Origin of the sequence: Paenibacillus sp. FSL R5-0912 (assembly GCF_000758605.1) — a bacterium.
Classification (GTDB): domain Bacteria; phylum Bacillota; class Bacilli; order Paenibacillales; family Paenibacillaceae; genus Paenibacillus_AQ.
Genome location: NZ_CP009282.1, coordinates 3,194,795 through 3,215,438 on the forward strand (window position 1 = coordinate 3,194,795; position 20,644 = coordinate 3,215,438).

The following is a 20,644-nucleotide window of genomic DNA, read 5'->3' on the forward strand; positions in this document are numbered from 1 at the left end:
TAGTATAACTCTGAAGGAATGGATAGTCAAGGAAAATAAAGAACGTTAGTTCTTATTCGTGGAATGCTTCTTTTTATATGACTTGGCCAGGAAATCTAGTAGAATATATCTATAGTTTACAATAATATATAAAGTTCGACATCTAGGTACTCATAGGAATAGGGGATGCAGGATGCAACTTAGACATGTGAAAATAAAAGGTACAGGGAAATATCTGCCGGAACGCGAGATTAGTGATGCGGAGCTTGATGTTGTACTTGGCACGCCTCCGGGCTGGGTCAATAAAATAACCGGAGTTGGCATCCGCCATTATGCCGGTGAAGGTGAAATTGCTTCTATGATGGGTGCAAAAGCTGCGGAAGCGGCATTGGCCGATGCAGGCTTAAGCTTTGAGGATATCGATTGTCTGGTCTGTACCAGCGGGACCAAGGAGCAGCCGCTTCCGAGTACGGCAGTATTCATTCAGCAGGCGATGGGACAGGCAGATTCCGGCGTTCCGGCTTTTGATATCGATGCGACCTGCCTCAGTTTTCTGGTAGGTCTTGATGTTATGTCATATATGGTTGAAGCGGGAAGATACAAGAATGTACTGCTGGTTGCTACAGAAATCGCATCGGCAGGGCTCAATTGGGAGGATAAGGAGAGCTCGGCACTGTTTGGTGACGGGGCGGCGGCAGTTGTTATTGGTCCGGCGGAGGCCGGTGATGTCTCGGGAATTCTTCATGCTTCACTCAAAACCTACAGCAGCGGCGCGCGTTATTCGGAAATCGCCGGGGGCGGCACAAGGCTGCATGCCCAGAAATTCACTGCCGAGAATGCAGTGCCGTATTTATTCCATATGGACGGGCAGGCCATCTTCCGCAAGGCTTCGAAGCTGCTTCCGGACTTCATCAGTGAAATGCTGACAGCTACGGGTAATCAGATGAATGACTTCCGTCTGGTCATTCCTCATCAGGGCAGTGCCATGGCTATGCGGCTGCTGCGCAAGAAGCTGGGAATTGCCGAGGAACGGTTCCTCGACAATACAGCAGGGCATGGCAATACCATTGCGGCTTCTATACCTATGGGACTGCATGAAGCGATTAAGCAGGGCCGGATTACCCGCGGAGACCGGATTATGCTGATTGGTACAGCGGCAGGGTTGTCTTTGGGAGGCATGATTATTGACTATTGATCAGAATATTCTGATTACCGGCGGACGCGCCCCGGTAGCCCTGGAGCTGGCAAGGCTGTTAAAGGCAGCAGGCCACCGGGTCTTCGTTGCGGAAAGCGCTGAATATCATCTGTGCCGGGTGTCCTCCGCTGTCGAGGCCAGCTTCCTTGTGCCTTCTCCGAGGCATCAGCCACAGGCTTATATCCAGCGGCTCGCCGGATTAACGGAGGAATTAAATATTAGCTGTCTAATTCCCACCTGCGAAGAGATATTCTATATCGCTGCTGGACTTGAGCATATAACCGGCTGCCGTGTGCTTGCTCCCTGCCGTGAGATCCTGGCGCAGCTGCATCACAAGGGGGAGTTCATTGCCTGGGTCCGCTCTCTTGGATTTGCCGTCCCGGAGACTACCCTAATCAGCAGCGCTGCCGAGTGGCACCGGACCCAAGAGATTGCTGCGGCGGACGGTAAACAGCAGGTCTATAAACCGGCCTTTTCCCGGTTTGCCTCTAAAGTGATCCTGCCTGATAGCGGAGATGCCGCAGGGTGCCGGAGCCAGAAGCAGCGACAAATCTCTCCTCCGACTGGTATTTCCGCTGCTGCACCCTGGGTAGCTCAGCAGTATATCAAGGGCAAGGCAGTCTGCACTTACAGCATCGTGCATGAAGGCTCGGTAGTCGCGCATGCAGCGTATGACAGCAGGTACCGGACGGGCCGGAGCGGTGCGAGTGTATATTTCGAGCACCTTGAACATCCTGCGGCACAGGAGTGGGTGCAGCGGTTTGCCGGAGCTATCAGCTTCAGCGGCCAGATCGGGTTTGATTTCATAGAGGCGGAGGATGGAATTCTGTATCCGATTGAATGCAATCCGCGTGCGACCAGCGGGATTCATCTGTTCACTCCGGAGGATGGGCTAACGGAGGCTCTGCTGAACCCCGGTATGCTTGTGCAGACTGGCGAAGTATTGATTCCGCGCTCAGACCGAAGAGCTATGCTGACTCTGCCCATGCTCGGCTGCGGACTGAAGCCGGGGCGCGGAGGCTGGAGCAATTGGCGGCGGGCATTGCGCGGGGCAGAGGATGTAATCTGCCGGAAGGGTGATCAGCGTCCTTTCCGCGAGCAGTTCCGTGTGGTCTATGCCGCGCAGAAGACGGCTTGGCGGCACCGGATTTCAATTACAGAGGCGCTGACAGAAGACATAGAATGGAATGGTGAAGGATGACAAAAGCACTGGTGACAGGGGCGACCGGCTTTCTCGGGCAGCATACAGTAAGCAGACTGGTTAAGCTGGGCTGGGAGGTCTACGGGCAGGGACGGAATCCGGAGCTTGGGAGGCGGCTTGAGAAGAAAGGAGCGGTATTCCTCCCCGGGGACCTGCGCGATGCTGACACAGCAGACCGCGCCTGTCAGGGGATGGATTTCGTATTCCACTGTGCTGCGTTGTCTTCGCCTTGGGGGAAATACCGGGAGTTCTATACATGCAACGTGGAAGCGACTAGCCATATTGCCGAGGGATGCAAGCGGCAGGGTGTAGGGCGGCTGATTCATATCTCTACACCAAGCGTGTATTCCAGCCAGCTTCACCGCGTTGGAATCCGGGAGAGTGACCCGCTGCCCGGGAAGCCGGCCAATGCTTATGCCGCGACGAAGCTTATGGCTGAGCAGGTAGTGGAGCAGGTAGCGAAAAGCGGGCTTACGGCATTTATGCTCCGGCCAAGAGCCATCTTCGGCCCGATGGACAATGCCCTCTTCCCGCGGCTGCTGGCAGCGAATAAGACCAAGGGAGTTCCGCTGATGAATGACGGAACAGCAAGGATCGATCTCACCTGTGTGGAGAACGTAATTGATGCCATGCTGCTCTGCTGCGAAGCCCCGCTCTCTGCGTCCGGGCGGGCCTATAACATAACCAATGGTGAGCCGGTCATGTTCAGGGATCTGGTGACCAGATTGTTCTCCCTGCTTGATATTCCTCTGCACACCAGGCGGCTGCCGTATGCCGCCGCTTATGCCGCTGCGGGGATGATGGAAGGCATACACAGGCTGCTGCCGTTCCTGGGAGAACCGCTGCTCACCCGCTATTCGGCAGCCGCGCTGGGAATCTCCCAGACGCTGGATATTTCGGAGGCCAAGGAGCAGCTTGGCTATCACCCGCGCGTGACATTAGATGAAGGTCTTCGTGCCTTCGCGGAATGGTGGAGGGAACAGCAATGATTACTGAGATACCAGTTAAATTATCCATATTGTCTGCAGGATATTGCCTGCATCCCGAGCTGCTGACGCTGCGGGGGGGTTCCCTTAAGCCCGCTCTTTTCCCGGCAGGCTATACCTTGATCTGGCATCCGCAGCATGGGCCCATCCTGTTCGATACGGGGTATAGTGCCCGGTTCTTTCAGGAAACGGCGCGTCTGCCGGCCTCACTCTACCGCCGGATTACGCCAGTAGTGTATACAGATGAAGAGAGCGCTGCGCGGCGGCTCCAGGAAGGCGGGATTGCTCCGGAGGATGTGCGTTATGTTGTGCTGTCGCATTTCCATGCGGATCATATCGGCGGGGTGCAGGATTTCCCGCAGGCGAAGTTTATCTATTTGCGTAAATCATACGATGCCGTAAGCAGACTGGGTCCGGTCCGGGCAACAAAGGCAGGATTTCTGCCGGGACTGCTGCCAGAGGACTTCAACGTCCGTTCGTTGCCCGTAGATGAGTATTCGGCTACGCGCCAGCTGCCGGCCGGACTTCCGTTCACGGAGGCGTATGATCTGCTTGGAGACGGAAGTCTGCTGGCGGTGGAGATGTCAGGCCATGCCGCCGGTATGATTGGCATGTTCGTCTCCACCGGGGAACATGATTATCTGCTCTGCGCGGATACGGTCTGGTCCAGCCGGGCGTTCCGCGAGAACCGCAAGCCGCATCCGGCAGCCGGCCTGATTATGTCCAGCCGCGCGGAATACAAGCAGAATTTCCACCGGCTGCGCCAGATCCATGAGCGGTTTCCGGACATCCGGATCGTACCGAGCCATTGCCGCGAGGCGCTTGCGCTCTGGGGAACGGGAAGTGTGAAATGAAGCGGATGAGGCTAGTCATAACACATTATATTCTCACCAAATGGGGCCGGCGCTGGAAGAACCGCGCAGAGCTGGAGCAGTGGCAGGAGCTGCGCATCCGGCGCCATGTGGACAAGGTAAGGGAGAACTCCCGGTTCTATAAGGAGCTGTGGGGAGGCATTCCGGCGGCTGAATGGCGGAAGTTTCCTGTGATAGAGAAGTCACTGATGATGGAAAAATTCGATGATCTGAATACGGTGGGCATTACGAAGGAACAGGCTTTTGCCGAAGCCTATGATGCGGAGAACAGCAGGGATTTCAAGCCTACCCTTCAAGGCGTCACGGTTGGTTTGTCCTCGGGAACCTCGGGCAGCCGGGGGATCTTTCTGGTCGGAGAAGAGGAACAGGCAGCCTGGACAGGCACCGTGTTGGCCAAGCTTTTGCCTGGAGGACTGTGGAGACGTGCGCGGATTGCCTTTTTCCTGCGGGCGAACAGCAATCTGTACGAATCTGTGAAGCAGGGCCGTCTGCAGTTCCAGTACTTCGACCTGCTGGAGCCGCTTCCGCAGCTCCTGGCCCGGATGGAGCAGTATCAGCCGGATATCTGGATCGCGCCGCCTTCCATGCTGAGACTGCTGGCTGAAGCGCAGCATTCAGGCGTTCTGAATCTGCAGCCGCGTAGAATTATCGCTGTAGCTGAAGTGCTGGACCCGCTGGACCAGCAGCATATTGAACGTACTTTCGGGCAGAGGGTGCATCAGGCATATCAATGCACTGAGGGCTTTCTTGGCTCCACCTGCAGTCATGGGACACTGCATCTCAATGAGGACATCGTACATATTGAAAAAGAAATCCTTGATAAGGAATCCCGTCGGTTCGTACCGGTTGTGACCGATTTCTCCAGATCCGTGCAGCCGATTATCCGCTACCGGCTGAATGATATTCTGACCGAAGCGGCTGAGCCTTGTCCCTGCGGTTCGCTGTTTACAGCGATCGAGCGGATTGAAGGCCGCTGTGACGATATCCTGTATCTGCCGCATGCTTCAGACGGCCAAATGGTCACGGTATTTCCGGATTTCATCACCCGGGCAGTGCTGGCAGCCTCTGCTGAAATTGAGCATTACCGGGTTATCCAGCATAGCCTGCTTGAGCTGGAGATCTCGTACCGCACACGGCCGGGCAGCGCGGAAGATATGGAGCCGCTGATTGCCGGCGAGCTGTCACGTCTGTTCACGCGGCTGTCCTGCATTCCTCCGCAGCTGGAATTCACAGCGTACAGCTTCACCCCCGGCAGGCAGAAGCTGCGCCGGGTGGAGAGGGGCTGGAAGCTGTGAACAGCAGAGTCATTCAATATGACCGCCATTCGGTGGATCAGCTGGAGTGGCCGGATACAGAATATGGGCGGTATGCCCGCGATTATATTATTCCGCTGCTGGAACGGGAAACGGAATATTATATCTCCAACGTCCATACCATCGTTAAGGTGCTGACTGTGGACGGGATCCCGGTTCCGGTTACAGTCAATGATGGCAATTATGATAATTCATATGTGTGTTCCCCTTATACGCATTACGTCAGTTATGCGCGTGAGGAGCTTGCTCTGCTGAACAACCGGATGCTTGAAGGCGCATTGTCAATCATGCTAAGGGGAATGGGCTGGCTGCTGAGGCAAGGCAGGTTCAACCGGGTGATTCAAGTTAATAACTGGCTGCTGTCCACCAATCTCTATCCTGCGCTCAGCGCCGGGCAGCTGACGGAATTACTGGAGTATCTCCGTCAAGCCTATCCCGGCTATACGATTATCTACCGCTCGCTCAGTATGGAGACTTCAGGAGACCTCATCGGCAGTCTGCGCGGGTACGGCTGCAAGCTGGTGCCAAGCCGGCAGATTTATCTGCTGCAGCAGAACAGCGCCGGCTCCAAAGCCAGATGGCTCGTTAAACGCGACCGGAGTCTGCTGGCCAAACACGGGTACACCGAAGTATCCCCGGCTGAAATTACACCGGAGGATATTCCCCGGATTGTGGAGCTGTACAGGCTGCTGTACATTGACAAGTATTCGGCGTATAACCCGCAGTTTACAGAAGCTTTCATTGCCTTGGCACTGGAGCGGGGGACGCTGCAGGTCTATGGGCTGCGGCAAGGACAGGAAGGAAGGCTGGATGCGGTACTTGGCTTCTATGAGCGGGATGGCGCAATGACAGCGCCGCTCTTCGGCTATGACACGGCTCTGCCCCAGTCTGTGGGACTCTACCGTATGCTGTCTGCTGTTCTGATCGGGCTTGCCGGAAGCCGCAGTCTACTGCTGCATGAGAGCTCCGGTGTAGGCCAGTTCAAGCGCAACCGGGGAGCGGTGGCCGCTATAGAATTTTCTGCTGTATATGACCGGGGTACTACCTGGCTGAACCGCTGCGGCTGGTCATTTCTGGAGCTGCTGCTCCGGCGGATCGGCATGCCGCTGATTCAGAAGCTGAAGCTGTAGTCTGGATCAATGAATCGTCAGGAGGCAAAAAATGAATCTCGCTAACCGTATCACCTTATTCCGGATACTACTGATTCCTTTGTTCATTGCACTCTTTCCTATCTATCCGCAAGCGTTAATCAGCAAATCGGTGATCCTGCAGCATCTTGAAATACATGGTGTTTTTTATGCGGCCTTGGTCTTTATAGTGGCTTCCTTAACGGACAAGCTGGACGGGTATATCGCAAGAAAATATAATCAGATCACAAATCTCGGAAAATTGCTTGATCCTCTGGCAGATAAGCTGCTCATTGCTGCTGCGTTGATCCTGATGGTAAGCCTGCATTTGATCGCCTCTTGGATTGCTTTTGTAATCCTGGCGAGGGAAATAATAATGATGGGCATCCGGATCGCCGCTTCAGCGCAACGGATAGCTCTCTCAGCTGACAGATACGGCAAGTGGAAAATGGTGCTGCAGGTTGCGGCCATCTCGGCAATCCTGTTGAATAATGCTCCGTTCAGCCTGTTCACTTCTTTTCCGGTCGGCCAGACACTGCTGTATGGAGCTTTGGCCATGACGGTATACTCCGGTTATAACTATATTAAGAACAACTATCTATTACTGCAGCTTGGACATTGAACATCACTTATCTATAAAAGGAGCTGCAATATGAGCATTATTCCAAACTTGCCCCACGGTCATGATCCAATTGCACTGATCACCGGTACTTCCAGCGGTTTCGGGCTGCTGACTGCAATTACGCTGGCGCGCAGAGGCTATAAGGTAATCGCCACCATGCGGGATCTGAACCGCAAAGACGAGCTTGTAGAGCAGGCTGAACAGGCCGGTGTTCTGGAGCACATTCATCAGATGACGCTGGATGTGACGGATGAATCTTCAGTTGCTTCAGCGATCCACGCGGTTACTGAGCTGTTCGGAAGAATTGATGTGCTGGTGAACAATGCCGGATTTGCTGTAGGCGGGTATGTGGAAGAAGTAAGCATGGAAGCGTGGCGGCGGCAGATGGAGACGAACTTCTTCGGCCTGATAGCAGTAACCAAGGGGGTACTTCCCATCATGCGCATGCAGCGTGCGGGTCTGATTATCAACGTAAGCAGTGTCAGCGGGCTGACCGGTTTTCCCGGATATGCGCCGTATGCCGCCTCCAAGTTTGCTGTGGAGGGCTTCAGCGAGAGCCTGCGGCAGGAGATGCTTTCTTTTGGCGTCCGCGTTGTATTGGTTGAACCCGGCTCATTCCGCACGCCTATCTGGGGAAAAGGTATTGCCGGCATCCATAGCAGCGAAGGCTCTCCTTACCAGGCCAGGCTGGAGGAGGTGCTGCGCTACTCCCGGCGGACCGCTGAGACAGCGCCGGATCCGCAGGAGGTTGCTGAGCTGATCGGGCGGATTACAGAGAAGCGCGCACCCAAACTGCGCTATCCGGTCGGCAAAGGCTCGCGGGTCCTCATGCTAGGGAAAATGCTGCTTCCCTGGAAGGTGCTGGAAGGCATAATTGCAAGGTCACTGCGCGCGATGAAATGAATGACAGCCTGAAATGGCAGGGAGATGCAAACCAAGGAGGAGGATTGCGTTCTGCCGGAATTTCCCTTACAGTTTAGCTATGGCGCTTATGCCGGAATTGTCCGGAAGATCAGAGGTTGAACTTGAACGGAGGAGAATGGTCATGCATGAGCTGAATGGAGCTAATCAATGGCATATCAGCATTGGCGGAGATTACGGGTTGAACTTCGCATCGTATGTAGGCTGTTCAGTCGGGGCATTGCGCGGACCTGGAGGGCAGCATGTGTGGCCTGCTTCCGGCTTTGACCCGGGTCTTCCGGACTCCGATTCGCTGAAGTTGGCTTATGAACAGTGGTGGCTGGAGCTGGTACGTTATAAAACGGATTGCATCCTGGCGGGGAAACATCCGCTTCTGCATCAGCCTCCGGGGTTTGAGACTGTGGCCGATTTGGCACTGCGGCAGACTTGTGCCGGACTTTGGCCTGCTTTTATAGAATGGTGGGAGATGGAGGTGGGGGGCCAGACCGCTATGCGCTTCTGGGAGGCTGCGCCGGACATCTATAATTATATTAACGAGTTTGAGGTGCAGACAGGCAGAAGCATTAGCACCTTCACACTCCGGATTGATCTGGTCTATGGTATTAAGGAACCCGTGAAGCCGGTCCATGGTTATCTTCTGCTGCCGCCCGGTTATAAGTATCTGGTGAACAAGCAATGGTGGATAACGCTTTTAGAGGAGTATTGTTAACTGTAATTCTTATCTTTGCAGAAGCAGAACTGGGGTGTATGCATTGCCTGGAACAGTAGGATTACATATTTGCTTTGATGAGCGTGGCCGTGAGATTGAGGTTCTGGATGTGACTCCGGTTGCCAGGGACAAATACCGGATTGAAGAAACGCCTATTTTTAACCCGGGGATTGCTCTTGGTGACATCATCCGGGTGAGAGAACAAGAGGGCATTGCCTATTATGTAGAAACGGTGCAGAAATCCGGGTTCGTCAGGTATGCCTGGCTGCTTAGCAAAGAAGCGGCTGCTTCGCAGGAGATCCGCAGTTTCACAGAACGGGTTACGGAGCACGAGGGGAGATGGGAGCAGATTTTCGGCGGTTTGCTTGTAATTCATCTGCCTAAACATTCTGCTGTGGATGCAGAGCTGGAAATGTCACGGATTATCGGACGTTTTGAAGCCTAATTATACTAATTCGAGGTGGCAATATTATGAAGAAATTCTTGAGACAATGGGTGCCCAGTATTGCAATTGGCATTATTCTATCCCTATTTATCCGGACTTACGTGGCTGAAGCGATGAGAGTACCCACCGGCTCCATGATTCCGACCATTGAGATTAACGACCGCCTGGTTGTGGACAAAATGCTCTGGAACTCTTCGCTGAAGCATGGGGACATTGTTGTGTTCTATCCCCCGGTAGCCGGAGATGAGCATAAAAGATATGTGAAACGGCTGATTGGGCTGCCGGGAGATGAGATTGAGATTAAGGACGGTACCCTGTACCGTAATAATGAGGCGGTTGACGAGCCGTATCTCCAGGAAGCGATGACCTACACCTTCGGACCGGTCACCGTTCCCGCAGACCACTATTTCTTCCTTGGCGATAACCGGAATGTCAGCTATGACGCTCATTTATGGAGTACTCCGTTTGTAGACAAAGACAAACTGATTGGTAAAGTGCTGTTTGATGTGAATAACCTTTTCTGAGAAAGGCTACGGGCGAACCGGGTAATCTACCACGACGACATTCTCCAGAATCCCCTCCAGCCTTGCAACAAACGCACGGTGCGCCGGATGCGGCCCGTATTGACGCAGGGCTTCCTGATCTGTAAAGGTTACGCGAAGCCCCAGCGTATAGCCGTGGATATTCTCCGTTTCCTCTGTCATGTTAACTCCTGCCGTAATCTCCACAATTCCCGGAATTTGATCCTTCAGCCCCAGCAGTACTGCGATCAGGCCTTCTTCACTGCCCGGCTTGAAATGCTCATTGAATTGGAACGCTACCAGATGCTCGTACATCATTGATCCTCCTAAAAGTTTTGTAAGCATAAGCTCCCTGAGATCACTTCGTCAAAACTGACTTCGGAAGCATAAGCATCGTTTTGTAAGCATAACGAGATTATACTATAAATTTTTTCAATAGAAAGGGGAAAACAATGCCTGAATACTCCACCGACAGCAAAATCAAGGCCCCAATGTCCCTTCGGACATTGATAGGCATCCTTCTCCCGGGGCTGCTCGTGGCTCTAACTCCCATTACCAACGTAGAGAGGCATCCGTATATCTACTATTTCCGGGTGTTCTGGTTGAGTGCCAGCCTCCTGGCCTTTCTGTTCATTCTATTCAACGCTTTGCGGAAGGCCGGCAGGCTGAAGTGGGGGACAGATGCACTTACAGTTCGCAACCGAAGTTATTCCGGCAAGGAGATTAAGGCAATATACATAGATGGTCCGTTAGTAGGAATATTGCCCGAAGGCAAAAGGATTGTCCCGGCTAATCTGTGCTTCAGGTTCATCGAAGACCGGGAACAGGACATGAAAAGACTGATGAACTGGACGGAAGCCAACGGAATCAAGCTGAAATATAAGAGATTTGTGAAGTGGATGTGAATATTTAATGGAAAGGCGGCTAAAGACAGGGATTCATTTGAACTAGATTAAGGGCAGATTGTGACTTTCACCGGATTGTTACTTTGGGATCTATTGACTATGATCAAGTGGAGCATAACGGAATATTCCTATAAACTAAAGGGGTGCTGAAACTTGAAAGTACATGTCACGGATCTCAAACACGGCGATTGTCTTATGACAGACACTTTCAACGGTGTAGGTCTGCATGTTCTCCCCAAGGGGACGCATGTTGAACGGGAGGAGATCAGTATCCTCATCCGGCACAAAATTCATTATGTGGATATTGAGCCGCGCAGTATACTGCATACGGGCAGTGAAGAAGAGCAAAGTCATGGTTTGCATGATGATTTCGATCACGCCATTCTGAATTATGAAACGATTTTTCTGGAAGCATTGAGGGACGGGAAGTTCTCGCACTCCATGGTCGATAATACACTGAAGCCGCTTCTGGAAACACTGTCCGGACAAAAGGATGTAGTCTCCCTGTTGCTCCTGCTGGACCGCGATGACATCGATACATATCACCATTCTTTGCAGGTTGGACTGCTGTCCTATTACATTGCTTCCTGGATGGGCTACTCCAAGGAGGAGCGTTACCAGATCAGCCGTGCAGGTTATTTACATGATATCGGCAAGAGCCAGGTGCCGTTGTCTATTCTGAACAAACACGGATTGCTGACGGATTCCGAACGGGATGAACTCGCGCGTCATACTTCCTATGGCTATGATCTGATCCGCGGCTCCAATATGGACGAGGTAACAGCGCTTGTGGCACTGCAGCATCATGAATATGAGGATGGTTCAGGATATCCGAAGAGGCTGCGCAAGAATGAGATTCACCCGTTCACTCAAATCGTATCTGTGGCTAACATCTATATGTCTCTGACCACTTCCACTATGAACCGTCCCAAGCAGGGGCTGGTTACCGTGCTGCGCAAGGTGCATGAAATGGGCTTTGGTAAGTTGAACGAGACGGTTGTGCAGGCACTTACCGGACATTTGCTGCCAAGCTTTGTAGGCAAGAATGTCCAGCTCAGCAACGGTGAAATGGGCATGATCGTAATGAATAATCCGCTGGATCTCTTCAAGCCGCTGGTTAAAGTAGATGAGGGCTTCAGAGATTTGTCGCGTGAGCGCAGCCTGTCTGTGGATGAAGTTTTTAACTGATATGCCGGATAAGCGGCTCTCTCTGGAGAGCACACGGTTCTTATGAACGGATATACCGTCCCCCGGGATAGTATATCCGTTTTTTGCGCAACTAGAAGAAGGTATAAGCTTGCCGGTTTGTATTCCGGGAATAGATTGGCTATGATTAATGAGAGATTACTATAGCTATTCTGTGCAGCAGCATAAAGGAGAAATTACAATGAATGCCGACAATCAGTTAGAGAAATTCAAGCAGATTAAATATGAGCTTACCCGGTTTATGATGATATACAAATTCGCCCTCGCTGAAATGGAGACCAAGATTGAGATTCTCAAAGAGGAATTTCAGCTGCTTCACGACTACAGTCCGATCGAGCACACCAAGTCGCGGATTAAATCCCCAGAGAGTATTATGAATAAAATGCTGCGCAAGAACAGCGAGCTGTCACTCCAGCAAATTAGAGCCAGCATTAAGGATATTGCCGGGCTGCGCATCACCTGCTCGTTCATTTCAGATATCTATCATGTCAGTGCCATGCTGCAGAAGCAGGACGATCTCAAGGTGCTGGCGGTCAAGGATTATATCAAGAACCCGAAGCCGAACGGTTACCAGAGTCTGCATCTGCTCATAGAGGTTCCGGTATTTATGTCTGACTGTCAGGAGCATGTCTGTGTAGAGGTACAGATCCGTACGATTGCGATGGACTTCTGGGCCAGTCTGGAACATAAAATTTTCTATAAATACAGTCAGGCGGTCCCTGAGCATCTGACCCTTGAACTCAAGAATGCGGCAGACAAAGCGAATGCACTCGATCTGCAGATGGAGCGGCTGCACCGTGAGATTCAGGAGATCAAGGATGCCCAGGAGGACGAGGATTCCTTCTCTGGACTGCGGGAGATTATCCTCAATAATCAGCAGTTTAACCTGCCTGCCAACTTCATTAAGCTATTAGGGGAATAGCCGGACGACAAGCGGAAGATGGAGGGTGATAGACTCATGCACAGAAAGGCCTATGTTACGGATCTGGATGGAACCCTGCTGAACTCGGAACAAAAACTCTCTGCTTACACAGTGCGGGTACTAACGGAAGCGATGGAACAGGGGATGATAATCAGCTTCGCTACTGCGAGAGGGTTCATCAGTGCAGACAGCGTAGTAGCGGATATTTCCTGGAAATATCCGCTTATTCTTTATAATGGGGCACTTATCTATGACAGCATGACGCACAAAGTGATTACCGGTTACTGGCTGGATTCCATTATTTCCGGGGAAATCATTGACATTGGACGGGAATTTGAACTTACACCGTTTCATTTCCTGCTGGATGCAGCGGACGGCGAGCGGGTGCTGTATGAAGCGCCTATCCGGACCGGAGATGTGGAATTCTACAAGTCCCGTATGAATGATGTACGTTTCCGTGAGGTGAAGCGGCTTGAATGTCCGGCAGATCACCGGACGTTGGTGATAACTTACATTGGACGGTTGGAGGAGTTGGCCCCGCTGCATCAGAAAGTGCTTGACCGCTTCGGTTCAGAGGTACATATTCATTTCATGAAGGATATATACATAAAAGATCATTATTTCCTGGAATTCAGCCATCCGGATGCGAATAAAAGCCAGGGGCTGAAGCTATGGGCACAGCATATGGGGCTGGCTACAGAGGATATCGTTGTCTTCGGTGACCATTTGAATGATCTGGGCCTGTTTGCCGCAGCGGGAACAAGTGTCGCGGTAGAGAATGCCCATGAGGAACTCAAAGCTGTCGCACATCGGATTACTGCATCCAATAATGAGAATGGTGTTGCAGTGTTTCTGGCAGAAACTATGAACAAGGGAGAGATGACGGGTGAGTGAACAGTGTCTTCGTACCATTACAGTGAACCAGGCAGGTTATTCGAGTGCAGGAGAGAAGCTTGCCCTATTTACCGGAGAGGGGTCCCGTTTCCGGGTAATTGATCTTCAGACTGGAAGCGTTGTATTTACCGGACAGACAGGGGAAGGATTGGAGGATAGGCCAAGCGGGAGTCGTGTGCATACCGGTGAGTTCTCCGCAGTAACGGCACCGGGCCAGTACCGGATTGAAGGTGAGGATGGACAGGCTTCGGCTGCGTTTGTGATTGCAGACAAGCCTTACGGGGATCTACAGCAGGGATTAATGAAAGCCTTCTATTATTACCGCTGCGGAGTGGAGCTGAGCGGAGAATATGCCGGCCCCTGGGGACATGAAGCCTGTCATCTGGCAGCAGGGACCGTAATCGGCCAGCCGGAGCTGAAGCTGGATAGCTGCGGAGGCTGGCATGATGCGGGGGATTACGGGAAATATTCAGGGCCCGGAGCCAAGGCGGTTGCCGATCTGCTGCTGGCCTGGGAGCTGTATCCTGCGGCATTTGCCGGTGCACGTACGCTGCCGGAGAGTGACGGCGTGATGCCGGATGTACTGCTGGAATGTAAAGTGGAGCTGGACTGGTTGTTCAAAATGCAGGAGAGCGGCAGCGGTGCTGTGTATCACAAGCTGACCACACAGAACTTTCCGGGGCTTGATGTGATGCCGGAAGCGGATACGGCGGAGCTGTACTTCTCCCCGGTGTCCGCTGCGGCTACAGGTGACTTCGCCGGTGTGATGGCGATGGCGGCACGGATCTATAAGCCATTCGATGAAGCGTATGCCGCCCGGTGTCTGGAAGCTGCAGCGGCGGCCTGGAACTGGCTGGAGGCACATCCGGCGGAGCCGGGCTTCACTAATCCGCCGGGCATTACGACCGGGGAATACGGTGATGAGGAAGATCGCGACGAGCGCTTCTGGGCAGCGGCGGAGCTGTTCCGGACTACAGGCGGTGAGCAATACCATAGCGCAGCGAGAGAATTGGTGAAGCTTCCATTCCCGAAATACGGCCTCGGCTGGGCGGATATGGGCGGCTATGGCACACTGGCTTACCTGTTGAACGGGGAAGAGCAAGCTGTGGCCACTCTGTATGCGGAGCTGAAGGAAGGGCTGGTGGCTGAAGCCGCTCGCCTCCTCCGGCAGAGCCGGGAGGATGGTTACAGAATCTCGCTGCGGGAAGAGGATTATATCTGGGGCAGCAACATGCTGGTCCTGAATAATGCCATGCTGCTGCTGGTGGCGGAGCATTTCAGCGGGGAGACTGAATATGCGGCTTGTGCACTGGATCATTTGCATTATCTGCTCGGACGCAATGTCCTGGGCATCAGCTACGTGACCGGTTTCGGTGAACACGCGGTCATGCATCCGCATCACCGCCCATCTGTGGGAGACAACATAGCAGAACCCGTTCCGGGTCTGGTCTCAGGGGGACCTGACCGCGGACTGCATGATGAATATGTGCAGGAGCACTTACAAGGCAAACCGGCAGCCCAATGTTTCGTTGATCATGAAGACAGCTACTCAACGAATGAGGTCACCATTTACTGGAATTCACCGGCGGTGTTCGTGACGGCAAGGTTCAATTCCTGATTAGAAGAGGAGACGGTCCATGCAGACATTTAAGGTTATTAGTCTGGATATGTTCCAGACTCTGGTGAATATTCAGGGGAGGCGGGCAGAAGTCTGGAAGCCGATCCTTAAGCAGAATTTCAGCGAAGACAAGTCCCGGGAGCTGGGCAGCCAGCTGCTTAGCCACTATTTCGCCGCAGCAACCAAAGCCCGGGAGGCGGGCAGCTTCATCAGCAGCAAAGAAATATACAGCAGAGGGTTTCAGCAAGTGTTCCTGCAGCATGGCATGGACTATGACTGTTTGCAGGCTGTAGATAACCTGTTTGCCCAGCACCGGCTGTCCGAAATGTATGCGGACACCGAAGCCTTTTTACAGCGGATTTGCGGGGAATATCAGGTCTGCATTGTCAGTGATACCGATGAGCTTATGCTTCCTGACTTCTACCGGAGTTATCCTATCTCTTTATTCACTTCCGAAAGGTATCAGTCTTATAAGAATGACAGTCATAACCGGATGTTCACTGAGGTTATAGCCCATTATGGTGTGGAGCCGGAGCAGATTCTCCATATCGGAGACTCGGCATCAGATGTGCTGGGAGCAGCCCGGGCAGGAATCAGGTCCTGCTGGATCAACCGGGAGCAACTCACCTGGAAGCATGGGGTGAAGCCGGATTATACAGTGGGTACCCTGGAGGAAGTCTATGAATTTATATCAAAAGAGAGTAGTCCGATATCCATTGATTAATAGTGAAGGGGCCGTGAGGGAAATGAACCACAAACTGACAGAGCAGGACCTGGAGTTACTGAAGTATCCGATCGGGAAATTCACAGCTGTGGAGAACCGCACGGAAGAAGCACGGCAAGAATCCATACGGATCATGAAGCAGCTGGCGGCTGAACTTAGGGAGGCTGTAGGGCCGCTAACGGCGGAGCAGCTAGACACGCCTTACCGTCCGGGCGGCTGGACAGTGAGTCAGGTCGTGCATCATCTGGCGGATACTGGCATGTATGCCTATCTGCGGTTCAAGCGGGGTCTGACAGAAGAAGCCCCGCAGGTTCCGAGCTACAGACAGGATCTGTGGGCGGAGCAGAGCGATTATACGGATGAACCGGCGGAGTCCTCTCTTCAGCTGGTGGAGCTGCTTAACCGGAGATTCGCAACTCTGCTTACCTCACTGAAACCGGGTGATTATGATCGAAGCTTCGTAAGTGCCGGACTGGGCACGTTGACGCTGGATGCCGCAATTCAAAGATATATCTGGCATAGCCGCCATCACCTGGCCCAGATTACTTCATTAATCCAGCGTAACAGCTGGTAAATCATATTCTTTCAATCAAGAGCAGACGAAATTGGGACATACCCTTCCGTCTGCTCTTTTTCAGTTGTTCATTATCTCTGCATCATACGGTATTCTAATGAAATCTACTCTCTGCTGACCTGGACGTTTTTTCAGCAATGGAATCAGGTACCTTTTGGACAAAAAATGGAATGTAAAATGGGCGTGTGCTCCATTTCTTAATCGTATATAATTAAACAATACGGGCTCAGGCAGACATGGAGGTTAGGAAATGCCTATATCAAAGGGAGCGGAACATAAACCAAAGAGGAAAATCAGTCTTACTCTGCTCTTAATGGCCCTGGTGACTATGGTGTTTCTGCTCACTACAACGATCCTGCTTGCCGGGTCTTACCAATCTAAGAAGAAATCCCTGATGGCAACCACACTTAATTTGAATTATTCCAATGCGGACAGAATGAGTAAGACATTGGATTCACTCTTTCGATCGATGCGCAGCAGCCTGATTTACGATGCGTACACAATCTCCGGCATGGAGGCTGCGCAGCCTGAAGTTATAGATGAATATCTTGAGTTGATGCGTAACAGCAGCAATTATTTCAATTCAATTATCCGGGTGGATGCTGAGGGCAAGGTGTTGAATAACTCACCAGCCTCGTTGGGAATGGCAGGGAGCCAGCTCATTTCTCCACCAGCCCAGGAAGCGCTTGCCCTGCAGACCCCCTACCTGTCTGCACCGTATAAAGGATCTACGACCGGCAGGATGCTTATATTTATGAGCGAGCCGCTCTATAACAAACACAAGCAGTATCTTGGACTGCTCGGAGGCACGATCTATCTTCATGATGTCAATATCTTGAACATGATATTCGGGAGCAATGTTATCGATCAGACCGGATCGTATTATTATATTGTCAGCTCGGAGGGTCATGTACTGTTTCATCCCGATAAGGAGCGGATAAATCTGGATATCAGCGAGAATGTGGTTGTGCAGCAGCTGATGGAAGGGAAGAGCGGCGAAGTTCAAGCGCTCAATATGAGAGGAGTGCCGATGCTTGCCGGCTATTCGGCGGTTCCAGCCAATGGCTGGGGGGTTGTTGTCGTGTCCCCGGTGAGTGCAATTCAGAAAGAGCTTTTGGTACATCTGCGAAAAACACTTTCGTATACGATTATTCCATTTATATTATTGCTGCTGTGCGTATTTGTGCTGGCGCACCGGCTGGCGAAGCCGTTTGTGGTGCTTGCTGATCTGGTAAACCGTATCGGCAAAGAGAATGTTGAGCTTCCTGATCTGAAGCCTCACTGGAACCGGGAGGTGGATCTGCTGACCAAAGCGGTGGTCATCGCCTGGACGGATATCCAGAAGCAGACCAACCAGTTAACCCAGGAGGCCATGACGGATCTGCTGACAGGTCTTACTAACCGGAGAGCCCTGGATCTTAGCATAAGCCAATGGATTGCCGCCCGGGTGCCTTTTTCCGTGATCGTACTGGATGTGGATAAATTTAAGTTTGTTAACGATACCTACGGGCATCTGGCCGGGGATGAGGTGCTGAGGCAGGTCGCCGATGTTCTAACCGCAAATATCCGCCCGGGTGATGTGTGTGCCCGTTATGGGGGAGAGGAATTTGTGCTGCTGCTCCCGCGGACCAGACCCGAGGATGCCTACAATGTGGCCGAACGAATCCGCCAGACGCTTGAGAAAAGCAAGGTCCCCTTGCCGATGCAAGTGACCTCTTCCCAAGGGATTGCCCATTATCCTACGAATGGCCGCACGCGCGAAGAGCTACTGGGGAAAGCGGATGAAGCTTTATATACTGCAAAGCATACCGGCCGGAACCGGACTGTGATTGCCCGTGAATAGGGAAAAGGAGCATCTCCATCAGGGGATGCTTTTTAGGTTCCTCTCTGCAGCTGAAATTAATCGTCACCTGGGCCTGGGCGGATACATATCCTACCTCAGAACGATAAAAAACGGCCCCGATGAAAGGAAGGATTCGCGTGACCTCTTATATGGACTACACGTCACCTAATACACAGTTTACCTTTGATATGAATGGCAACACGTTGTTTAAAAAGGATGATTGCAATTATATCAACGTGCTCGGTATCAAAAACTTGAACACCCTGGAGAACACCTCGCTGCTGGATATATTTCTCAGCAAATCCAATGTGGTAGAACCGCATTATCATCAAAATGCTGCAGAGCTGGTGTATTGTATATCCGGCTGTGCAGTGGTATCTCTGATCAACCCGTTCACAAATGAGCTGCTGCATTTCCCCATATCACCGGGCCAGGTAGCCAATGTGCCGCAAGGCTGGTGGCATTATGAAGTGGCAACGACGGATTGTACCCATCTGTTGGCTATCTTCAATGCACCGACGCCGGAAGTCGTTCTGGGTTCGGATATTCTGAGCAAGACACCGGCCAATGTCCTGGCGCATACGTACTGTTTAAATGAAGCACTGGTTAAGGAAGCGCTGGCTCCCGTTAAGCCCCAGACCTTCATTGGCCCGCCAGCAGATTGCTGCGATCCCTCGCAAGCGGCTGCCGGGAATATGAAAGGAACCCATATGGCTCATGCCAATATGGCTCCGATGATGGCAATTGCAAATATGGCGCCTTATAGTTATCAGCTGGCTCCGCAAGCTTTTGGATACCAGCCTATGCCGGTCCATGGCTACTATACCCAGCCGTATGCCCAGCCTTACCGCCAGCATCCGTATGTCCAGTTCGATCCGAATGCGGGAAATGCCGTAAATGAAGCGGGAATCGAATAATAGAACAGGGAATGAAATAAGACGGCAGTGAATTCTGAGAAATCAGAATTCACTGCCGTCTTGGTATATTTATTGAACTGAAAAATTAACCAGGGGCATCGCCGGGGAATTTTGGGGTTTTGGGACTTAGGACAGGCGGACAAGCACGCGGCCCCGTGTATTCGATTTCAAAATATCTTCGAGTGCAGCAGGCAGCTCCTTCAGGCTAATCTCGCGGTCCACCAGCTCCTCCAGCACGGCAGGCTTCATGTCAAGGCCCATACGCTGCCACAGCTTCGCCCGTTTCTCGGAAGGGCAGGAGACGGAATCGATGCCCAGCAGGCTGACTCCGCGCAGGATGAACGGCAATACCGTTGTGGGAACGGCGGTGCCTGCTGTTAATCCGCTTGCGGCAACTGCGCCGCCGTATGTGATTTTGCTTAGTACAGCCGCTAGAGGGGTGCCTCCGACGGAATCTACAGCAGCCTGCCAGAGCTGCTTATCGAGCGGCTTAACTGCACTGCCGGCCACATCCTCACGGGAGATCACTTCGGCTGCGCCCAAGGCCTGCAGATATCCGGCTTCATCAATTCTGCCGGTACTGGCCGTTACCTGGTAGCCTTGCTTAGCCAGAATGGCCACAGCAGCACCTCCGACACCTCCGGTTGCACCGGTGACGAGCACTTTTCCATTATCCGGAGTTAGTCCGTGAGCTTCCAGTGCTTCAATAGACATTGCAGCTGTGAATCCGGCCGTTCCGTAGATCATCGCTTCCCGCAAATTTAAGCTCTCCGGCAAGGGAATAACCCAATCCGCCGGAATACGTGCATATTCACTGAAGCCGCCGAAGTGCGATACGCCGATGCCATAGCTGGTGGCAATAACGGACTGGCCTTCCTGGAAACGGCTGTCTGTAGAAGAGACCACAGTCCCAGACAGATCAATCCCGGGGACAAACGGATAATTTCGCACAATGTTGCCATTCGGGATGCCCGCTAATCCATCTTTATAGTTTACACTGGAGTAGGCTACCTTAATTAGGACTTCACCGGACGGCAGGTCTTCGAGTGACAGCGGCTTGACCTCTACAGAGAAAGTGTCAGTCTTATCTACCACCAAAGCTTGAAAAAGGTTAGTCATATCTTATATTCTCCTTAACCGAACTCTATTT

At 52.4% G+C, this 20,644-nt stretch carries 22 protein-coding genes; 20 read left to right on the forward strand and 2 right to left on the reverse strand.

Going from position 1 to position 20,644, the window contains the following annotated elements:
- Positions 1-172 precede the first annotated feature (172 nt).
- The 11 genes from R50912_RS13270 (at position 173) to lepB (ending at position 9,894) form a co-directional block, all read left to right on the forward strand.
- Entirely contained in the window at positions 173-1,174 is a 1,002-nt protein-coding gene (locus R50912_RS13270; protein ID WP_042235411.1) for a beta-ketoacyl-ACP synthase III, read from the forward strand.
- A complete protein-coding gene (locus R50912_RS13275) occupies positions 1,164-2,375 on the forward strand; it encodes an ATP-grasp domain-containing protein (protein ID WP_042235413.1) in 1,212 nt (403 codons plus the stop codon). The genes R50912_RS13270 and R50912_RS13275 overlap by 11 nt, the downstream gene beginning before the upstream one ends.
- On the forward strand, positions 2,372-3,364 hold the full coding sequence (locus R50912_RS13280) for an NAD-dependent epimerase/dehydratase family protein (protein ID WP_042235415.1): 993 nt from the start codon (positions 2,372-2,374) through the stop codon (positions 3,362-3,364). Before R50912_RS13275 ends, R50912_RS13280 begins: the two co-directional genes overlap by 4 nt.
- Positions 3,361-4,215 carry an MBL fold metallo-hydrolase gene (locus R50912_RS13285; protein ID WP_042235417.1) on the forward strand — a complete coding sequence of 285 codons (855 nt, stop codon included), beginning with the start codon at positions 3,361-3,363 and terminating at the stop codon, positions 4,213-4,215. The genes R50912_RS13280 and R50912_RS13285 overlap by 4 nt, the downstream gene beginning before the upstream one ends.
- Positions 4,216-4,220: 5 nt before the next feature.
- Positions 4,221-5,528, forward strand: coding sequence for a F390 synthetase-related protein (locus R50912_RS13290; RefSeq protein ID WP_231637891.1), 1,308 nt, complete (start codon positions 4,221-4,223; stop codon positions 5,526-5,528).
- Complete coding sequence (locus R50912_RS13295) at positions 5,525-6,676, forward strand: GNAT family N-acetyltransferase (protein WP_052416288.1); 1,152 nt, start codon at positions 5,525-5,527, stop codon at positions 6,674-6,676. The genes R50912_RS13290 and R50912_RS13295 overlap by 4 nt, the downstream gene beginning before the upstream one ends.
- Before the next feature lie 31 nt (positions 6,677-6,707).
- Positions 6,708-7,295, forward strand: a complete 588-nt coding sequence (gene pgsA, locus R50912_RS13300; protein ID WP_042235422.1) for a CDP-diacylglycerol--glycerol-3-phosphate 3-phosphatidyltransferase — start codon at positions 6,708-6,710, stop codon at positions 7,293-7,295.
- 30 nt (positions 7,296-7,325) lie between these two features.
- Positions 7,326-8,198, forward strand: coding sequence for an SDR family oxidoreductase (locus tag R50912_RS13305; protein ID WP_042235424.1), 873 nt, complete (start codon positions 7,326-7,328; stop codon positions 8,196-8,198).
- A gap of 142 nt (positions 8,199-8,340) precedes the next feature.
- Entirely contained in the window at positions 8,341-8,925 is a 585-nt protein-coding gene (locus R50912_RS13310; RefSeq protein WP_042235426.1) for a hypothetical protein, read from the forward strand.
- A 43-nt stretch (positions 8,926-8,968) separates the two neighbouring features.
- Positions 8,969-9,370: a DUF4265 domain-containing protein gene (locus R50912_RS13315; RefSeq protein ID WP_160311794.1), complete on the forward strand. Its 402-nt coding sequence runs from the start codon at positions 8,969-8,971 to the stop codon at positions 9,368-9,370.
- A 26-nt stretch (positions 9,371-9,396) separates the two neighbouring features.
- Positions 9,397-9,894, forward strand: a complete 498-nt coding sequence (gene lepB / locus R50912_RS13320) for a signal peptidase I (RefSeq protein WP_039297176.1) — start codon at positions 9,397-9,399, stop codon at positions 9,892-9,894.
- Positions 9,895-9,900: 6 nt separating this feature from the next.
- Here lepB and R50912_RS13325 read toward each other — a convergent pair whose 3' ends face one another.
- Complete coding sequence (locus R50912_RS13325) at positions 9,901-10,209, reverse strand: Dabb family protein (RefSeq protein ID WP_231637849.1); 309 nt, start codon at positions 10,207-10,209, stop codon at positions 9,901-9,903.
- A gap of 134 nt (positions 10,210-10,343) precedes the next feature.
- On the opposite strand from R50912_RS13325, the gene R50912_RS13330 reads away from it, so the two are divergent.
- From R50912_RS13330 to R50912_RS13370, 9 genes are all read left to right on the forward strand, one after another.
- The gene (locus tag R50912_RS13330) at positions 10,344-10,796 is read left to right on the forward strand and encodes a hypothetical protein (protein ID WP_042235430.1); all 453 of its coding nucleotides are present in this window, start codon (positions 10,344-10,346) and stop codon (positions 10,794-10,796) included.
- Between the two features lie 153 nt (positions 10,797-10,949).
- On the forward strand, positions 10,950-11,984 hold the full coding sequence (locus R50912_RS13335) for an HD-GYP domain-containing protein (protein ID WP_042235432.1): 1,035 nt from the start codon (positions 10,950-10,952) through the stop codon (positions 11,982-11,984).
- Positions 11,985-12,183: 199 nt separating this feature from the next.
- Positions 12,184-12,924, forward strand: coding sequence for a GTP pyrophosphokinase (locus tag R50912_RS13340; RefSeq protein ID WP_042235434.1), 741 nt, complete (start codon positions 12,184-12,186; stop codon positions 12,922-12,924).
- 36 nt (positions 12,925-12,960) lie between these two features.
- Positions 12,961-13,818, forward strand: a complete 858-nt coding sequence (locus tag R50912_RS13345; protein ID WP_042235436.1) for a Cof-type HAD-IIB family hydrolase — start codon at positions 12,961-12,963, stop codon at positions 13,816-13,818.
- Positions 13,811-15,436: a glycoside hydrolase family 9 protein gene (locus R50912_RS13350; protein WP_042235438.1), complete on the forward strand. Its 1,626-nt coding sequence runs from the start codon at positions 13,811-13,813 to the stop codon at positions 15,434-15,436. The genes R50912_RS13345 and R50912_RS13350 overlap by 8 nt, the downstream gene beginning before the upstream one ends.
- A 19-nt stretch (positions 15,437-15,455) precedes the next feature.
- Positions 15,456-16,160 carry an HAD family hydrolase gene (locus tag R50912_RS33280; protein WP_052416290.1) on the forward strand — a complete coding sequence of 235 codons (705 nt, stop codon included), beginning with the start codon at positions 15,456-15,458 and terminating at the stop codon, positions 16,158-16,160.
- Between the two features lie 22 nt (positions 16,161-16,182).
- Complete coding sequence (locus R50912_RS13360; protein ID WP_042235440.1) at positions 16,183-16,734, forward strand: YfiT family bacillithiol transferase; 552 nt, start codon at positions 16,183-16,185, stop codon at positions 16,732-16,734.
- A gap of 250 nt (positions 16,735-16,984) precedes the next feature.
- Complete coding sequence (locus R50912_RS13365) at positions 16,985-18,577, forward strand: sensor domain-containing diguanylate cyclase (RefSeq protein ID WP_042235441.1); 1,593 nt, start codon at positions 16,985-16,987, stop codon at positions 18,575-18,577.
- 119 nt (positions 18,578-18,696) lie between these two features.
- The gene (locus R50912_RS13370; RefSeq protein ID WP_081956485.1) at positions 18,697-19,494 is read left to right on the forward strand and encodes a cupin domain-containing protein; all 798 of its coding nucleotides are present in this window, start codon (positions 18,697-18,699) and stop codon (positions 19,492-19,494) included.
- Positions 19,495-19,620: 126 nt separating this feature from the next.
- Here the strand turns inward: R50912_RS13370 and R50912_RS13375 are convergent, their stop codons facing one another.
- Entirely contained in the window at positions 19,621-20,613 is a 993-nt protein-coding gene (locus R50912_RS13375) for an acrylyl-CoA reductase family protein (protein WP_042235443.1), read from the reverse strand.
- Positions 20,614-20,644: the final 31 nt, after the last annotated feature.

What these genes read in the sequence shown, in the direction of transcription:
- R50912_RS13270 (WP_042235411.1), top strand. Translation starts at nt 173, where the DNA reads ATGCAACTTAGACATGTGAAAATAAAAGGTACAGGGAAATATCTGCCG.
- R50912_RS13280 (WP_042235415.1), top strand. Translation starts at nt 2,372, where the DNA reads ATGACAAAAGCACTGGTGACAGGGGCGACCGGCTTTCTCGGGCAGCAT.
- R50912_RS13285 (WP_042235417.1), top strand. Translation starts at nt 3,361, where the DNA reads ATGATTACTGAGATACCAGTTAAATTATCCATATTGTCTGCAGGATAT.
- R50912_RS13290 (WP_231637891.1), top strand. Translation starts at nt 4,221, where the DNA reads ATGAGGCTAGTCATAACACATTATATTCTCACCAAATGGGGCCGGCGC.
- pgsA (WP_042235422.1), top strand. Translation starts at nt 6,708, where the DNA reads ATGAATCTCGCTAACCGTATCACCTTATTCCGGATACTACTGATTCCT.
- R50912_RS13305 (WP_042235424.1), top strand. Translation starts at nt 7,326, where the DNA reads ATGAGCATTATTCCAAACTTGCCCCACGGTCATGATCCAATTGCACTG.
- R50912_RS13310 (WP_042235426.1), top strand. Translation starts at nt 8,341, where the DNA reads ATGCATGAGCTGAATGGAGCTAATCAATGGCATATCAGCATTGGCGGA.
- lepB (WP_039297176.1), top strand. Translation starts at nt 9,397, where the DNA reads ATGAAGAAATTCTTGAGACAATGGGTGCCCAGTATTGCAATTGGCATT.
- R50912_RS13325 (WP_231637849.1), bottom strand. Translation starts at nt 10,209, where the DNA reads ATGATGTACGAGCATCTGGTAGCGTTCCAATTCAATGAGCATTTCAAG.
- R50912_RS13330 (WP_042235430.1), top strand. Translation starts at nt 10,344, where the DNA reads ATGCCTGAATACTCCACCGACAGCAAAATCAAGGCCCCAATGTCCCTT.
- R50912_RS13340 (WP_042235434.1), top strand. Translation starts at nt 12,184, where the DNA reads ATGAATGCCGACAATCAGTTAGAGAAATTCAAGCAGATTAAATATGAG.
- R50912_RS13345 (WP_042235436.1), top strand. Translation starts at nt 12,961, where the DNA reads ATGCACAGAAAGGCCTATGTTACGGATCTGGATGGAACCCTGCTGAAC.
- R50912_RS33280 (WP_052416290.1), top strand. Translation starts at nt 15,456, where the DNA reads ATGCAGACATTTAAGGTTATTAGTCTGGATATGTTCCAGACTCTGGTG.
- R50912_RS13360 (WP_042235440.1), top strand. Translation starts at nt 16,183, where the DNA reads ATGAACCACAAACTGACAGAGCAGGACCTGGAGTTACTGAAGTATCCG.
- R50912_RS13365 (WP_042235441.1), top strand. Translation starts at nt 16,985, where the DNA reads ATGCCTATATCAAAGGGAGCGGAACATAAACCAAAGAGGAAAATCAGT.
- R50912_RS13370 (WP_081956485.1), top strand. Translation starts at nt 18,697, where the DNA reads ATGAAAGGAAGGATTCGCGTGACCTCTTATATGGACTACACGTCACCT.
- R50912_RS13375 (WP_042235443.1), bottom strand. Translation starts at nt 20,613, where the DNA reads ATGACTAACCTTTTTCAAGCTTTGGTGGTAGATAAGACTGACACTTTC.